Genomic DNA, 17,262 nt, shown 5'->3' on the forward strand with positions numbered 1-17,262 from the left:
CCTTAAAAGTAAACCTGTTCAATGCCGCGAGTGTTATCAGAAATTAACTCACTGCCCTCTAACTTGAGCTTGATGTAGTACTCGCTCTTCTCTTCAATAACTTCCACTTTTCGCCATGACGAACCATCAATATCACGAAAAGCCACTGAAAAACCGACGGCACGAGTGTCAGGGTCTAGCGTTAGCATTTCATGAACTTTTCCACCTGGCTGTATTTGATATTCGTAACGTTTGATGTACTCATCACCCAACGACGCTTTATCGTTTTCAAACAGCGCAAAAAAATCTAAGCTTCGGAATAAAACTGGCGAATTTAATTCGTGAAGACGGAGAATAACTGGAGATGACTGGCCCCCATTTCTCACATTGAGTACAGGTGATGCCTCAATAACCAATTCAATGGACGAAGTTTCTGGTGTGATACCCGTGGACTCTTTAAATTGATCCCACATGGAACAACCGGACAACATGGCAAATCCGAGTAATACGGCGATACTACGCATAGTTTCCCTTAATCACTTTGTTATAGTTTTTCTTAATCAGCCCTTTTAAGGATGTTTCATTAAGCAGGCGACGATTATTAGTGTAGAAATCTAGGTATTCGGTCCACAGCTTTGACTTAGTTGAGAACAAAGACTGGCTAGTGACCCTGTTAGCAAATGCTACGGGATCGTTCGTTTCTGACTGTTCTAAAATGAGCTCATTCAGTGCTTTGTTAAACATAACTTGGTGGTCGTTCAGCTCATCGAGCATTTGTTCAACCAGTTCATTTGGAGCCAGTAATTGCTGACTATTCAAAGTGAGCATTAGCTCTGCAATGTTCGAGTTAGCCTCACTCGCACTCTGCTCATCTTTTAACGATTCCACTTCGTGCAACTCTTTCTGTAGGTTATCAATACATAAACGCAAGCAAGTGCCCATTTGCTTGAATAACTGCGCCTCGTTTGTCATCAACTCTGGGTTTCGAATACCCAAACCATCAAAAAACGCTTGCGCTATATCTTGAGAGCAAACGGCCGCATCAGTATCGACTTGTGCTTTCGTCGTACTGTTTATCGCGTGCTCTGCCGTAGGTATTTGAAGTTGCTGATTAGTGTTAGGAGAAGGCGTAAAAGATTGGGTCATCTCTTCCCATTTTGACCCTGTGTTAGCCTGCTCTACGACCATCTCAGTAACATTAGGCGTACGATGTTGTCTTTGAATCGTGCTATCTGGGGCTACTGTGCCAGGTTGCATCACCTCAGCTGAGGCAATATCGGCTCTATGTACCTTACCGCTTTCTGGCGCTAATGCATCATTGACTGATGCGTTACTCTTGGTTTCCACAGCCATCCAGTCTTCAGGGATTAGGCTTGGTTGATCAAATTCGGAATATATACTGAAACTGTCATCGACCACCTGACGTGTGCTTTCCACGGTTCTAGGTTGTTCAGATTCTGTACGCTCATTATCACGAATTAAGTAATCGTCATCTCGCTGCATCGAAAAGTTAAGGTGAGCAACAGGATCATGACAATCAATGTCATCCTGTTTAGTCTCCATAAACAAATCTTCTAAGGCACCGACTTTTTCTTCCTCTTCGACAACCGCATCTCCTAGACTAACCAGAGGATCGCTAGATACTCGCTCAGGAGCAATATCAGCGGCGATGTCTAGTGTTGAGGTAACGTGCTCAAGAGAAACACCAATCTCATATTGCCCTAAATAAATGATGTCACCATCAACTATCGCAACGGGTTGATTTTTTAGTATTTTATTCCCATTTACCATTGTGCCGTTAGTTGATACGTCACTTATATAGTAGGTATCTCCATACACGCTGAGCAAACAATGAGTGCCCGATATAAAGCGGTTGTGATCGGCTAAAGACACGCTACAGCTTGGGGAACGACCTATCGAACCACCACTTTCAGGCATTTCAATATGCTTTGCACCGGTGTATTCCTCTGGACACTTTGAGATAAATAAAACTAGCTGATTTGAGTACATTTACGAACCTCAAAAGAGCAAAGAAACTGATAGTTCAAGCCCACCAATTCCATCATTTACAACCGGAAGGATATAAGAGGCCTGCGGGATAATTTGTATATGGGCGTCAGGATTACTGCCTAACTTTATAGCAGTACCAAGGGTCACAACCGCACCTAACTCAAACTGGTCGATGTCTTCAACACTCTCATAACGATAGCCCTCTTGGTCTACTTGCCAGCGATTAGAATATTGCGAGTAACCGACAGACAAGCCCGCACCAACGTATGGCGTGAAAACACTCCAAGAAGTCAACGCATATTGAGGAACAACACGAAGTTCATAGTTCGTCGCTTCTTGATATAAGCCGTTTGCTGGCGCTTCAATATCTTCTGCTAGATAGTTTAGCCCTAACCACCAACGCCAACGGTTATTATTTTCATCAATAGGACGAGTATGAACCAAGCCGAACCTAAGCGTATCCTGCTCACCACTTTTACCTTCATCGTATTTAATGCTATCGATAGTCAACATACTGGTAGAGAGTCCATATCGCTCCCCTTTTGCCATTGCAACAGAAGAAAATAGACACATGGCTGAAATCAGCCCAATTTGACTTGGTTTTAGCATTTCGTCCCTCTAGGAAAACCGATATTCTACTTAGAGGCGAAAGATATCAATTATATTCTCTTTTTCAATAAGCCTAAAAAAACACCTATAATTTAATACATTTCAACTATCAGGTTGGTTGTTTTACCTACAAACAAAAACTAAAGAACCGACTACAGATTAAGTGACGAGACAGTAAATCTTTCTATTTAAATAGAAGTCACAGAATTTGATTGCTAATTGAACAAACCGTAATCTCCGATAACAATTTAGTTACTTTTTAATCAACGTTCTCATCTTCATATATAAGTTTCTTCTTATAAATAGACTTAACTATTGATATTAATATTATGAACAAAGATCACACTAAAAGTAATTTAATTTCTTTTAATGAATTTTTATTATCTAATCCGCTTATTTTGTCTATAGAATTGCGTCAGATGTGCACTGCTTATAATTTAATATAACAGTAGTGAAATCCTATATAACTTAATACTTCTATATGATCAGTTGGAACTTTCCTTATGTTTTTTACCGACTTCGCTCGAAGACCAATCGATGAAAATAACCCAAGCGGCTCTAATCCTAATGGTTCTGAGGATTTTGACGAAATTAAACGTCAAATAAACAACCTGAATAAAGTCACAGGGAGAGTCTCTTGGAAAACGGTTCAAACACTCTCAAAAAAGATCTTGAGTACCCAAGCGAAAGACCTACGTTGTTGCTGTTACTTTACCGTTGCATCAACCTATAACGACGGCTTAAGAGGCCTTGTTGAAGGGTTAAACTCAATACTTGATGTATGTGTCGTATATTGGTTCAACGCGTATCCAGAGCATTCAAAGTCAAAGGCACGAATGAGCGCTATTGAATGGATGGTAGAGCATACTGAAAAACGAATTAATAAGCATCGGGCGTTACCAGAAGAGCTTCCATTGATAGAGGCAGCACATCAATTATGCTTGAGGATTGAGGAAGAGCTTCGTCTTCATTACGGTATTGAAGCGCCGTCATTAGGTCGCATTCGCCGTATTTTGAATCAATGGATTGAGCAGATAAAAGAACAACAAATTGCGGCTGAGTTACGCGAGAAAAAACAAGCCAACACTAGCGCTCCTGCAGCAACGCAGAAGGCACCTGAAATTAAAGTGAATGTGTCTCCCTCTCCGGCACCGGTGTCATCACCCAACCTAAATAGCCAAGAGAAAGCATCACCGGCAAAGTCTGGTCGATTTATGATCTACTTCGTTATTGGTTTGATTGTTACTGCGATATGTTCACATTTCATGTACGAGCAACAACGTTATCGAACATTGGAACAAAAAATTAATCAAGCTTCACTTAATGAACTTGTAAATTTGGTCGCCTCGTTAGATTACGAAAATAAAAAATATGCTCAGTCATTGAAAACGCAGGCCATTAATCGTGTCGATATTATGATGAATAACTGGTTTTTAGACTCGGCAAAAGTAAGTAACGTCAGCGAGCTCGATAGCTTGACCAATGAATTAATCGCGATCTATCCGGATTCGTCTTCTGCACAGCAACTACGTCAGAACTTTTTGACACAGAGCGCCCATTTAGAAGACCAGTTTATGGATGTTTATAAGCGATTCTCAGACGCAAGAACGGTGTTTGCCAACGTAGCTAGACAGAATGTAGATAAGAACTCTGAAAAGGCGTACGAATACAGTAACTCGTTATTCCCGCTTTTAGGTCGTATTGAATACGCTGAAAAGTATTCACAGCAAAAGGAAATTGACCGCGCAACCCTTTTACTGAACATCTACCTATATAAATTGAGTCAGCTACAAGCTGAAAAAACTGACAATAAATAACAATACAATTAAAGAAGTTTTAGGCTTATGTTCAAACAAAAACTGTTTAGAAATCCAGTGGTGATTTCTACCATATTAATGTTTTTAGTGGCTGCAATTATCACCACTATTTATCTGCTTTTTCTTGACGAAATCGATCAACTTTATCTTTGGCTGACCCTTGGTGCTATCGCCATTGTTTACGTCATTTTTCAATTCACATTATGGTTGAAGAAAAAGAACAACGCTAAAGCTCAACATTTGGAAACCGAGGAAGAAGCACTTTCTATGGTTATCCAGCCTCTTCTTGCTAACTCAGGCAAGAAACCAATTTACCTGATGCTTGGTAATAAAGGGTCAGGGCGACGTCAATTTTTATTTAATTCTAGTGCAATCAAACCGATGGATCGCACTAGAACCGCTAAGAATGACTTTTTTGAATGGTACGAATCTGACAGCGCTGTATACATCAAACCAGACCAACGCTTAGTGTTCCAGGAAGTATCAAGCAGTGATGCTTCTTTATGGAATACGTTCATTGAAGAAGTTATTCATCATCGACCTAGAAAGCCATTTTCTGGGTGTCTATTCTTCATCGATTTCGAGTTCATGATCGTCTCTGAACCAGAACAAAAAGAGTACACCATTTCGTCGTTATTGGCGCGCTTGAGTACCATCAACTCTAAAACGTCTTCAGCATTGCCAATCTATTTGATTATGTCAAAGCTAGACAAGTTAGATGGCTTTAAAGAATACATGCACTTTAGCTCTCTCAAGACACGTGTTGAGTTCCTCTCTATCCCACTAAAAGAAGCCAAGGGTGTATTTGCAGAGTACTACCGCGATAGCTATCGAAATCTAGTGAGAGTGCTTGAAAGTAATGCGCTAGATGCATCCGCTAATTCAACGGACATTGATGAGAAACAAGCAATACTCGCTTTCCCTAAGCAGTTTGAGCTATGTCAGTCTGAAGTCAGCTATGTGCTTGAGCGTCTATGTGATGTTAACAACGGTGTCTATTCACTAGACATCCGTGAGATTTTCTTTAGTTCGAGTCTGCAAGGCGGTCGCAAGTACAATTTACTTGCAAAAAGTTGTAGTAATTACTTCAACTTACCTATTATCGCGTCAGAGCATACACAGTTAACAGAAACGCCTTATTTCTCTCGCTTTCTGATTGATTCACAAATATTGCCGGAAAGCGACTTTGCGGGCGAAAACAAGACGTATCTTCGTCTAATTCAGAGACAAAGCCGTTTGGCAATACTCGGCTCTATTATCCTGCTTACTGGGGGCAGTTACTTCTTTTTCACGACATTAGACAGTAACTTACATGTGATGAATCAACTCTTGAGTATCGATGACAAATCGCAAGTGGAGCAAGATGCAAGATTCAATGAGCTTTTAGCGAAGGCGACGAAAGCAATAGAGCCTTCTTATGGGGCGTGGCTTAAAGGTTCTAAGGCTTTGGATGAAGAGATATTACCACTCAACATTAGCCGTTTGGATCAAAGCACTCGCATCGCATACGAAGCATTACTTAAGGACGTTGCTCAACAGTTGATACCTCTCATTGAGAAAGGTTACCGTCTACAACTGACACAAAATCAAAACACTTTTACACGCGCTTTACCTCTATTGAAGGGGTATCTAATGCTAAACGATCCAACAAAGCGTGATATCCGTTTTTTGCGTCATCAAACTCTCCAAATGATGAACGACTTGAGCAACCAAAATGACGTCGTCAATCAGGCGATGCGCTATTTGGACGCTTACTTTCGCACACAGTTTGATCCAATTGATATCAATATGGATCTTGTTCGCGCAACACGTCGCTCATTGCTAGCAAATTCGAATGTTGATCTCGTTTATGCAGGCATTTTAAACGAAGCAAATTCGATTGATTTAGGAACCCTAGATCTGCAACGAGCTGTGGGTTTTGAGTTTAGCAATGTGTTCAACACACCAATCGATAGCGAACGCTTGATCGTAGATAAGATCTATACCTCCACTGGTTTTAGCACTTTTTATCGACCACGCGTGGACCTAATGTCACAACAAGTCATCAGTGACAACTGGGTTTTAGGTCTGTCACAACACGTTATTCCTACTAGTGAAGAACAAGAAGCCTTCAAAGAGGAAGTACGTAAAAAATATACTGACGACTACATCAGTAATTGGCGCAATGCGCTGAGTGAACTAAAAGTCCAGAACTATGACAATGTCGGCGATCTAACGAACGCGATAGACTTAATCTCGGGCCCTTCTTCACCAATGACAACCGTACTGAAGCAGGTCTATGCCAACACACAATTTTCACCCGTTGGTGAAAAAAATGCTCTGATTTCAAAGCTAGACCCGAAACTCGTGGCAGCGGCAGACTCCGCATCAGACGCAGTAGAGGAAGTAGTTAAGCCTGATTACTTGTTGATGAAACGTGTTGAACAAGCTTTTCACTTATTAAACCAACTTCAGGTCAGTGAAACACCAAACTCCCCTACTCCTTGGGATGAGACCGTAGCTGCGTTAAGCCGTGTTCGCACGTATATGAAAGACATCGCTGATGCACCTGACCCGCAAATGGCGGCGCTAGCGGCAGCTCAGCATCGAATGAACAGCAGTGAAGCTGACCCATTAATCAAACTTAAACAGATTGCCCAAAAATCACCGGAACCCGTTCGTAGCTGGTTGTTAGATGTGGTTCAACAAAGCTGGTCAGTCATGATTAAAGAGTCCGCTAAAGGCATTCAAACCCAATGGTACAGCGAGATTTACACCAAGTTTAAAGAGATAGGGCTGGGACGATACCCATTTGATCTAACAGCGACCGAGGAAATCTCAATTGAAGATTTTGAATTACTGTTTGCTTCAGGTGGCTTGTTAGACACATTTATTCAGAAAAATTTTGCACCGTTCTACGATACCAATTTGTGGACGCCAAAACAGGTGGATGGCGAGACGATGCCAATCTCTCCGGCTCTGTTAGTGCAACTGCGTAACTATAACGTTATTCGAGACACATTAATTAATAAAAGCACTAACCGCGTTCATATTCCGTTTAGTGCAAGAGTACTCGATCTTGATTCTAGTGCGATTAGAGCGAGCTTAAAAATTGCAGATACCAATATAAGTTACTACCACGGTCCAAGCCGCATTCGTGAAATGGCATGGCCACCGCAAAATGGTGACTTCAATATTAGTATCACACTCCAGGATGTAACCGATGAAGGCAGACAGCACGTTTTAAATAAGAGTGGTCAATGGGCGATATACAGATTGCTAGGTGACTCGACCTTGACAAACACTCATAACGGCAGCTTTGTCAGTGACATAAAAGTGTCAGGGAGGGACTTGAGCTTACGCATCACTCCGTTGACACAGAAAAACCCATTCACTCTTGCTGAGCTGTATAACTTTACGCTCCCTGAGTCGATTTAATAACAATATAAAAACAAAATAGGCAGAACACATGATTTCAAACATGACTTTACAAGGTTTAGATAAATTAGATCGAAAAATACTTTCAAGTCTATTGTCGAATGGGCGAGAGTCGATTGCAAATCTATCCCGAAACATTGGTTTGTCTCGAACAGCAGTAGCAGAAAGAATTAATCGTTTAGAAAAGACCGGTATTATCAAAGGCTATACCGCACAGATTCGTGTAGAAAATGAAGGGCGAAAAGCCGCTAGTTATCTACTGATCTCTTGTGAAAAGGGTAAGAAGAATGATGTAACGAATGCACTTAAAGAAATCCCTGAGGTTCGCTTAACGAGCGTTGTTGGTGGCAACTTTGATATTATTGCCCTAATTGAAGCGCCCGACCTGCAGTCTATTCATCATCTTTGTAATGAAATTGAATCATTTAACGGCATTCAAAGGCTTGATACTACCGTTGTACTGCATCAGCCGATCAGTCGTTAAGCTTTTCTGACCTCTTTGAGGAAAACATAAAGGGCCGCTCGTTGAGCGGCTTTCTTATATGCTTCCGATAAGTCGAATTTTGGCGTCTTTATCACCTGGGTTTCCTAGCCAGAACGTTTGACCTAGTTGGTTCCCTTCTCCATTACCCAGTTTGTTTTCTGGAATACTGTCTAGGTTAACTGTCAACTTTAGGTCCCACGACATTGGGTCACGCAGAATAAAGCGCATCAAGCCCACCAGCGTCTTATGTAACTCACCATCGTAGGAAAACTGCTTAAACGTTTCAAAATCAATGTTGTCGATACACAAGTTAAACTTGCCGTTCAAATCCGCAATGCTTTGTCCCAAGTGTAAGCTTTGCCCCAATACACAATTGGAACGATTGAGTTTGTTACGCTGGCTTTCAGCGATTTCTACGCGTCTATAAACCCATTCTTCGATTCGCACATTCGGCAGTGAAAAGTAGTGCGAAACAATACCGGAAATAAGCTTAGGTGAACGTGTACGCGTAGATAACTGGTTCACGTAAGACAGAACTTTCGCTCGATCTAACTCCGCGACTTCACAATCTTGCATAACGCTAGAGAGACCAGCCAAATGCAGTATGCGCCCAGAAAACGCATCGCTTGCCCCGCTTTTGTACTGCACGTGATATCGGTATTTCTTCCAAACACGATACAGTAAGCTTGTATAGCGGTTGTGGAAAAAGTCGAAGAAATCCTTCACTGGGTTATCATCGGGATCACGACCGACGAGTTTCTCAGTGTAAGACGCTGGCAGGGGCGAGCTTGAACCATGCAAGCCAAGAAAGTTCGTCTCAATACGTGAATATTGCTTTCCGTTTCTTTCCATATGAGTAATAAAATCCATATCACTCTTTGGAAAGCACAGGTTTGGCGACACGCTGAACTCAATTCGCTCTTGATGGAAGTATTTGTTCTCGCCCACGGCAACAAAATTTGAGTTTGGCTCCAGCTGGTAGTGTTTCTCTAACAGCAACACCGCTTGGTAGAAACTAAACTCATTCGACTTATCAGAAAGTGTGTTAATCATAGTATCGTCTGCTGCCCGATTAGGCTTGCCCAGTTGTAAACCTCGCCCGTCGCTTCATCGAACACCTCTAGTTCGGTAAAGGAGTTCACACTCGAATACAAACGGATAAATTCATTCAATACCGTGGCCATAAGGAACATATCGCCTTCATTTACGAAGAACTTAGAGTCCGTCACGAGCTTGAACTGGTTACCACGCACAGAAACGCCACGGAACACGCGGTCAATTGGTTTCATCTCTGAAGAAATAATGCCATCAAGTCGATGAATCGACGCGCGGTGGGCTTGTCTATCGACTCGAGAGTGGAAGTCGTAAGTCGAGAGCAACACTTTCAACACATCGATATTGGCCAAAGACAAGTAGTTGAGCGACATGTTGGCAATCAACTGCCATTGAAGTTCACCATTAACCTGAGGACTTACTGACTGTGTTGGCTTAGTAATGTTTTTAAACGTCGCATACGTTGGTGACTTGTGGGTCGCGTAAGTGATGTCACCCACTGAAAGACGTTCTGCCAAATCCGCGTTGCTGCATTGCAGTTTCATCAATACGGTTTCAGTCCCTAAATCCGCGATGTCGCCATTGTGAGTATGGAATGAGATATAGCGCTCTAACCCTCTTCCGCTTACTCGCTCGCCCACTTTGGATTTGTAGAATTCTCTCTTATCACGCTGGTTGATTTGGTGCTCAAACGATTCAAATTCAATCAGTGGTTTTCGGCGACGCTCGTCTTTACTCCAGCTCTCCACTTGCTCAATGGAATAAACCTCGTAATGCTCTTGAGTGTTACTTTGTGGACGCACCTTGTACTCGTTTCGTCGATGCTCTAAACGGATTGGATCGCCGTCTTTTTCAAACAAGTTAACGGCAGGTGTGCAGTGCAACCTTAAGTGTTTATCTTTAAGCACCACCTCTGAAGGCAAAGCACGCTTAAAGTGGAATTTGATTTTGACCGTACTGCGCTGTGGAATGCCTTTTAGCCACTCTAAGCCTTTAATGTCGAAGAACATGAACTTATCTGGCAAAGAGAAGAATTCTTGCAGCAAACGGTAGCCTGCAAAGGAATTTTTGCTGTAAGGCAACAGCGCCTCGTCCTCTTCATGCCCGACTGGCTTAACGTATTCTGGCCCTAAACGATGTTTGTAGCCGCCACCAACATCCAACTCGACGTAATCTAGATAACGGAACAGCCATAAGAAGACAGTGCGAGTAATATGAATCTCACCATGCAGGTGCAAACGCAACGTATCTAAACCGATACGAGACAGTTCCAGGCCATGCTCCGTCGATAACGTCACATCAATCATCGAACTGGTACGGCTGTTAGTTTGTTCGATGTTAGTAATCGTAACTGGGTATAGATTGACGTCATAACAAGTACGGAACAAACACTGCGTGCCTTCTACCTGTTCGCTGGCCATTTCCGCACCACGTTTCACCACGGTTTTCTCAGTAACACTTCCGGTATGCGGTTTTAGTTCGCTAATACACAAAGACGGAATCGAACGCATGTAATGTGGCCACAGCAAAGTCATCAGAGATTGCGTTAGCTCAGGAAGTTCATCGTCAATCTTTTCGCGGATGCGTCCGGTCAAAAAAGCAAAACCTTCCAGCAGTCGTTCGACATCTGGATCAAAAGTTCCTTCAGAGAGAAAGTGAGTTAACTTCGGATGATATTTGGCAAACTCACTACCCGACTCGCGTAAATACGTGAGTTCATCTTGAAAGTATTTACTGTTACTCAAGTGGCACCTACTAAACGTTAAATTGGCCGTCGGTTCCCATGTAGACATCGATCGACATTGGGACTTTACCGCCGTTATGGGAAACTTCGCCGCGAATACCAAAGCCGAGTTGTAATGGATTATGGTGGTCTTCACGGTAATGAACCTCGACATTAAACAGTCGGGGCTCAAAGCGTTCTATGGTTGACGTGATGTTTTTTTGAATATGGCGAACGAGGTTTGTGTTGTTAGAAAGTACGTCGTTAAAATCTGGCAGACCATACTCATTGTCGATCATTGCGTTGCCGGAGTGCGTATTCAACAAGTCAGCGAGATGCGAGTGAATGGATTCAATCAAATGCTTATGAGACACCACTTTCTCGTAGCAGTTTTTTGGTTCTCCTAGCTCGATCCGCTCTAAAAGACGGTAACCTTTTTCCATATGCGGTCCTACGAAAAAAGCAGCCAGTCTTCACTGGCTGCTTGATGGTTTCAGTAATGGGTTATTGGTCTAGCTTACCAACTAGAGACAAGTCGAAGCTTGCGCCCATGTACTTGAAGTGAGGACGTACAGACATCGATACTTTGTACCAGCCTGGATCGCCTTCTACGTCTGATACTTCAACCTTCGCAGCACGAAGCGGACGGCGACCACGAACTTCCGCTGGCGGGTTCTCTTGGTCAGAAACGTATTGACGAATCCACTTGTTCAATTCGATTTCTAGGTCAGAACGCTCTTTCCAAGAACCAATTTGCTCACGCTGTAGCACTTTGATGTAGTGCGCTAAACGGTTGATAATGAACATGTAAGGAAGCTGAGTACCTAGCTTGTAGTTCATCTCTGCTTGTTTGCCTTCCGGCGTATTCGCAAACACTTTCGGCTTTTGAACAGAGTTTGCAGAGAAGAACGCCGCGTTGTCAGAACCTTTACGCATGGTTAGCGCAATGAAGCCTTCTTCTGCTAGCTCATACTCACGACGGTCAGAAACCAGGATCTCGGTTGGGATCTTAGTCTCGATTTGACCCATAGCTTCAAAGTTGTAAACCGGTAGATCTTGTACAGTACCACCGCTTTGAGGACCAATAATGTTCGGACACCAACGGTACTTAGCAAATGATTCACTGATCTTAGACGCCATCGCGTACGCTGAGTTGCCCCATAGGTAGTTATCATGGCTGTCTGTCACTTGCTCATCGTAGTCAAACGCCTTAATTGGGTTATCTTCTACAGAGTAAGGCGTACGTAACATAAAGCGAGACGTACATAGACCTAAATAACGTGCATCTTCGTGCTCACGCAGACCACGCCATTTCGCGTACTGTGGACCTTCGAATACAGACTTCAGATCTTTTAGGTTTGGCAGCTCTTCGTAGCTGTCTAGACCAAAGAATTTAGCCGATGCCGACGTGATGAATGGTGCGTGAGACATTGCACCTACGTTCGCCATATATTCCATCAGTTTGATGTCAGGCGACGAAGCTGACATAGCGTAATCACAAATGACGGCGCCAACAGGTTTACCACCGAACTGGCCGTATTCACGTGTGTAGATTTGCTTGTACAGGCCAGACTTCACCACCTCTGGCGCGTCTTCGAAGTCATCAAGAACTTCGTCTTTCTTTGCAGAGATCAGTTCGATTTGAATGTTCTCGCGGAAGTCAGTGTGATCAACCAGGTACTTAAGGCCACGCCACGTTGATTCAATCGCTTGAACTTCTTCGTTGTGAAGAATTGCATCAACTTGCTTAGACAATTTTTGGTCGATTTCAGAGATCATCAGATCAACCAGAGATTGGTCGACTTTCTCTGTGTTCGAACTACTTAGTAGCTCACTGATGAATGCTTCTACGCCGCGTTTTGCAACGTCAAAACCTTCATCACTTGGCTTTAAACGTGTTTCGTTAAGAATGCTATCCAGAAGTGAGCCTGATTCAACTAAGGCTGCTTCTTGTTCTGGCGCTTGTGCTTCTGCAGACATGATATCCCTTACTCTTCTTTCGCGTCTTGGTCGTTGCCAATGCTTAGTTCATCCAACAGTTTCTTTCTCGCTTCTTCATCTTGAAGAACCGATGCGATCTTCTTACGGAACGCAGGAACATTTCCTAGAGGACCTTTCAGTGCAACCAAGGCTTCGCGAAGCTCAAGTAGGCTGTTTAGTTCAGGTACACTTTTCGCGATCGCTTCAGGAGAGAAGTCCTTCATATTTTGGAACGTCAGATCAACACCAATCTGGCCGCCTTCTTCATCAGAAAGACGGTTTTCAACGTTGACTTTAACGTTTGGAGACATGCCCTCTAGCACTTCGTTAAAGTTGTCTTTGTCGATGTTAATTGGAGTACGTTCTTCAATTGGTGTCTCATCTGCACGCGCAGTAAAGTCGCCAACTACCATCATGCTTAGCGGCAGCTCTACGTCTTCTTGCGTATCGCCAGTTGCTGGAACATAACGGATATTAATTCGCTCTTTAGGAGCCACCGAGCCGTCACGTGACATAATTCGTTCCTTATCTAACTCTTTAATTAGTCGTAAATTGCTTTCCACTCTTCATACTTCTCAGGTAGAAGATCCTTGCTTCCAAATAACCGATGGAGTGTTTTTCGAATTAGGTCTTCTAACTGTGACGATAAGTGGGGTTCCCAGCTCGCGAGATTAAACGCTTTTTGTACTTCCCACCCCTTCTCAAGATACGGCAAACACAAAGGGTATAATCCAACAGACTGGTAAGCTGCTATCAATTGCAAATACAGCATGAACTGCCCACGTCCCGAGCTATCCAGCTCAAGTTTGCGGGCAAGCTCTGCGGCACATTCCCCTAGATTTTCTAGAGTGATATCCTCCATTGGCAGCGAGTCTTCCTGCGAAATCACAACCGTTTGAACAACGGGTTGAGAAGTCGAAGAAGTAGTATCTTGAGTCGATAACCAGCTCAAGGTCGCTTCATCTGCAAATGGTATAGAATTCTTAAATGAGAGGTGCTCGATGCCCTCTAGCGATTCAACAAAACGCGTCACTTCTTGTTTCACAGCAAGCGCTGCATCATCAAAGCCCAAGTTATTAAGCATCGAATACACGAAGTAATGGCCCGTCAGCCAAAACGGCGCATCCGTTAATGTGCGCTCCAAACGCTTAATGGTGTCGATGTCGCTTTCTTGGTCAGCTTTATCTCGGTATTCCGCTTGTTGATCGGACGACACTGCCAAGCTCAAAGGCGTTTGATTATTTTGGTGGTCGGGTAGACCATCAATGTCATCCCAAGTCAGATGACGATAAATCCGGTAAGCCAGCGGATCACTTGGGTTCGCATGAAGCATGACTTCCGCAACCTTCTTCAAGGTGCGCTTAGAAGCCGTCGGCGAAGAGAAGTCCGTATCGACATCCACTTCTTTTGCCACCGCTTTCTTAACTGGCGCAGGTTTAGGGGCCGGCGGAACCGCCTTCACCGGTGCGGTTTGCACTTCACTCTGCGCTGGCGTTTCTTCGGCAGCAGACTGCGTAGCTGGTGCAGGCGCCGCTTGTTCGACGTTAACGACTGCATCATCGCTCTGCTCATCAGCCGCAGCTTGTTGAGATAAGACGTTGAGCTGAGTGCGAATCTCAAAGAAATCCGCTTCTGAGTCTTGGTAAACCTCGTCGTACTGGCGCTGCACTTCTTCAATAGTCGAAATGCAGTTTGATACCAACTCCCATGACTGAGCACTTTCCGCTAACTTGCTGCTGACCAGTTTAAACTGATGGTTCAACCATTCGACCGCGCCATCTCGACCCCGCTTTCGGGAAGGATACAATTCAACGCCAAAGCGACTTAACGCCTCACTAAGCAGCTTTAGACCTTGTTCAAAGCCTTGCAGACCAAACTCTTCTGTTAGCGCGCGAACGAGGTAACAAATGGCTTTTAAGTCTTTGCTGTGGTGCTCTAGAACTTCGGTCGCGTGCGTTTTTACCACGCTCCAATCTACTGTTTCGCCAAACAAGGAACCGAATTTCTTCACTTCGGACTCCATCATTTCATAGCAAAACTCGTAACGGGCATCGTTTCCCACTGGAGATTCATCAGAAATAGGATTAAGCAGACGATCGATATCAATGTTGGACAAAATTCACGTCTCCTTCAGTCAAGTAATCTCTCAACGCACGCGCTACCGCAATTGCGCCATTTGCTGGCTTAGATAATCGATGGCTCTGCTCTATCGCATCCGACGCCATGCTATCTAGAATTTTCGTGATTTCTGTAAATTTACTTGGTGCATTCCGTTCTAAATCGGCAAGGGATTCATGTAGCTTTTGTTTGTCGTAAACGGATTGCTCCATCACGGTGCTAAACAAAATAAATTCGCTTCTTGCGACGATTAAATCCTTTATTTTTTTGTCTAGTTCTGGCGTATTACCGAAGTAGGCTTTGGCTAATTCAGCTTCTTCAATTGCTTTGGTGTAAAAGTGCGCCTCTGCATGTTTATCGATGGAGTCATTAATATTTTCCATCACAGCCTTTGGTAAGATTTGGTTGTAAAAATAGGCTTGTGACTGGTTTAACAACCATGCCTCTTTCATTTCATTTTCTGCGAGCTTAGCTTCACCATCTAAAATTAAGCGAGCAATCTGCTTATCTCGACTGCCAGCTATGGCAGATACTTTCATGGAATCGATAGACGCGACATTTAACCCAGACATCACTTTAGTCAACGCCTCATCCGCATATGGAAACAGAGCACCGTCACGAACAAGGGTTTCTCGCAAGGTGACAAGCTCCTTACGTAATTCGACTAATGCCATTGGTAAGCCATCCGCTAACGATTGATACGACGTTAACTGAGCCTGTTTTTCTTCATATAAATTCGAGAGGCTTAACTGCTGAGCTTGATATGCTGTTCGATAAGCTTCTGTCATATCAATACTCTGAGTAGCTTGAGACAATTCTTCTTTGATTTTCCATGGAGGCTGAGCCAAAAAAGAAGCCGTTTCAGAGGGCGTAATAACGTGAGTTACAGTAGTGACACCTCGGGAAAAAATGGCATCCAATTGATCTTTATTCTGTTGATACAAATAACTTCCTGCTGTTGCCAGCACACTCAACACTAAGCTCGCCTCTAATATTTTAAAGCGACCATACGCCGTTTTATCATTTGGCTTACAGTGTGTAAGCAGCAAGTCCGCGTTACGCAAGCTACTGAAAATTGGTGCGTTAGAATTTGAGCTAATTGATTGCGTATCGATTCGCGCTAACTGTTGAGCAAAAGAAATAGCGGTATAGCCATGCCCTCTTGGTTTGTTGATGACTTCTTTCAGCAATTTCCAAATATGAGCCGGGATCAAAGCCGGACGCTTTCGGTCTTTTAACTGCTTATTCCAAGCATCACCAAATATTGAGCCTAAAAATAGATGTCCAGCGAGCAAAGCGAGAGAGTAAACATCATCTTGCGGTTCCGCGATGCCAGTTTCTATATAAAGAGGGGAAGCGTAGCTCAAGCTTGCTTCTGCGTAAGGTTCTGTCTCTCCAATGTAACGAGCAGCGCCGAAATCAATGAGCTTAACGTAATCGCCTTCACTCACTAATACGTTAGATGGTTTAATATCAAGATGGCAGATACCTCTTGTATGCATAAACTCTAGAGCGCCAGCGAGTTGATACACCAACCAAGCGATGTGGTCGTGGCGGAAGCCTTTAGAAGAATGACGCTCCATTTTTTCTGCCAGTGATTCACCTTGGATCCACTCGTACATCAAATATGGGCGTTCAAATTCATTGCCGATTTTTACAAAGTTAGCCACGCTAGGGTGTTGAGAAAGCTCCAGCCTGCTCGCTTCGTTAATCAACATTTTGCTCGCAAATTCTGGCGAGTCATCATTGATAACTTTGCAACAGATTTGCTTCTCTGGCTGCCCTTTTTTTGCAAGATGGTAAACCGTTGTCTTACCATTTTTAGAAGGAAGCTTGTCTAATACATCAAACTGTGAAAAAAGCACGTACTCAAGCTTCGGCTTATTTTTTTCTGCTAGCCTTTGCTCATTCAGTTTCTTTTTCTCAATAGCTTTAACAACCAACTGATCGATATATCCTTTGGCTGTACTCTGATTATTAGACACTTAGTACTCTTTCATAGAATAAATATTATTAGAGTTGAATAATATTTTCTTGAACGTACTTGTATCAAGGTTGGTATTTAAAACAAA

General features: G+C 43.3%; 13 protein-coding genes. 3 read left to right on the forward strand and 10 right to left on the reverse strand.

Translation table 11 applies throughout. The features are described 5' to 3' along the window. Positions 1-2: 2 nt before the first annotated feature. Genes tssJ through R7E47_RS04540 form a run of 3 tightly spaced genes read right to left on the reverse strand, consistent with a single transcriptional unit; the run spans position 3 to position 2,598 of the window. Positions 3-503, reverse strand: a complete 501-nt coding sequence (gene tssJ / locus R7E47_RS04530) for a type VI secretion system lipoprotein TssJ (protein WP_130546340.1) — start codon at positions 501-503, stop codon at positions 3-5. After that, the gene (locus tag R7E47_RS04535) at positions 496-1,989 is read right to left on the reverse strand and encodes a type VI secretion system-associated FHA domain protein (protein WP_213889011.1); all 1,494 of its coding nucleotides are present in this window, start codon (positions 1,987-1,989) and stop codon (positions 496-498) included. Before R7E47_RS04535 ends, tssJ begins: the two co-directional genes overlap by 8 nt. A 9-nt stretch (positions 1,990-1,998) precedes the next feature. Next, complete coding sequence (locus R7E47_RS04540) at positions 1,999-2,598, reverse strand: hypothetical protein (protein WP_017633753.1); 600 nt, start codon at positions 2,596-2,598, stop codon at positions 1,999-2,001. A gap of 503 nt (positions 2,599-3,101) precedes the next feature. Between R7E47_RS04540 and R7E47_RS04545 the strand changes: the two genes are divergently transcribed. Genes R7E47_RS04545 through R7E47_RS04555 form a run of 3 tightly spaced genes read left to right on the forward strand, consistent with a single transcriptional unit; the run spans position 3,102 to position 8,316 of the window. After that, positions 3,102-4,415 (forward strand): type VI secretion system ImpA family N-terminal domain-containing protein, encoded by a 1,314-nt coding sequence (locus tag R7E47_RS04545; RefSeq protein ID WP_005386112.1) that lies wholly within the window; start codon positions 3,102-3,104, stop codon positions 4,413-4,415. A 27-nt stretch (positions 4,416-4,442) separates the two neighbouring features. Continuing rightward, positions 4,443-7,832, forward strand: a complete 3,390-nt coding sequence (gene tssM, locus R7E47_RS04550; RefSeq protein WP_318083863.1) for a type VI secretion system membrane subunit TssM — start codon at positions 4,443-4,445, stop codon at positions 7,830-7,832. Between the two features lie 31 nt (positions 7,833-7,863). Next, entirely contained in the window at positions 7,864-8,316 is a 453-nt protein-coding gene (locus tag R7E47_RS04555) for an Lrp/AsnC family transcriptional regulator (RefSeq protein ID WP_005373369.1), read from the forward strand. A 54-nt stretch (positions 8,317-8,370) separates the two neighbouring features. Here the strand turns inward: R7E47_RS04555 and tssG are convergent, their stop codons facing one another. The 7 genes from tssG to R7E47_RS04590 all read right to left on the reverse strand — a co-directional run bounded on the left by tssG (position 8,371) and on the right by R7E47_RS04590 (position 17,175). Then, positions 8,371-9,369: a type VI secretion system baseplate subunit TssG gene (tssG, locus tag R7E47_RS04560; RefSeq protein ID WP_042523537.1), complete on the reverse strand. Its 999-nt coding sequence runs from the start codon at positions 9,367-9,369 to the stop codon at positions 8,371-8,373. Further along, positions 9,366-11,114 carry a type VI secretion system baseplate subunit TssF gene (gene tssF / locus R7E47_RS04565; protein ID WP_042523535.1) on the reverse strand — a complete coding sequence of 583 codons (1,749 nt, stop codon included), beginning with the start codon at positions 11,112-11,114 and terminating at the stop codon, positions 9,366-9,368. The genes tssG and tssF overlap by 4 nt, the downstream gene beginning before the upstream one ends. A 10-nt stretch (positions 11,115-11,124) precedes the next feature. Beyond that, positions 11,125-11,535, reverse strand: a complete 411-nt coding sequence (tssE, locus tag R7E47_RS04570; protein ID WP_033906409.1) for a type VI secretion system baseplate subunit TssE — start codon at positions 11,533-11,535, stop codon at positions 11,125-11,127. 61 nt (positions 11,536-11,596) lie between these two features. After that, positions 11,597-13,072: a type VI secretion system contractile sheath large subunit gene (gene tssC / locus R7E47_RS04575; RefSeq protein ID WP_005373378.1), complete on the reverse strand. Its 1,476-nt coding sequence runs from the start codon at positions 13,070-13,072 to the stop codon at positions 11,597-11,599. A gap of 8 nt (positions 13,073-13,080) precedes the next feature. Further along, the gene (tssB, locus tag R7E47_RS04580; protein ID WP_005373381.1) at positions 13,081-13,587 is read right to left on the reverse strand and encodes a type VI secretion system contractile sheath small subunit; all 507 of its coding nucleotides are present in this window, start codon (positions 13,585-13,587) and stop codon (positions 13,081-13,083) included. 26 nt (positions 13,588-13,613) lie between these two features. Then, on the reverse strand, positions 13,614-15,188 hold the full coding sequence (gene tssA, locus R7E47_RS04585; RefSeq protein ID WP_136976740.1) for a type VI secretion system protein TssA: 1,575 nt from the start codon (positions 15,186-15,188) through the stop codon (positions 13,614-13,616). After that, entirely contained in the window at positions 15,175-17,175 is a 2,001-nt protein-coding gene (locus R7E47_RS04590; RefSeq protein ID WP_053349228.1) for a serine/threonine protein kinase, read from the reverse strand. The genes tssA and R7E47_RS04590 overlap by 14 nt, the downstream gene beginning before the upstream one ends. Between the last annotated feature and the right edge of the window lie 87 nt (positions 17,176-17,262).

The sequence above is a fragment of the Vibrio sp. Vb1026 genome (assembly GCF_033338745.1).
GTDB lineage: Bacteria > Pseudomonadota > Gammaproteobacteria > Enterobacterales > Vibrionaceae > Vibrio > Vibrio alginolyticus.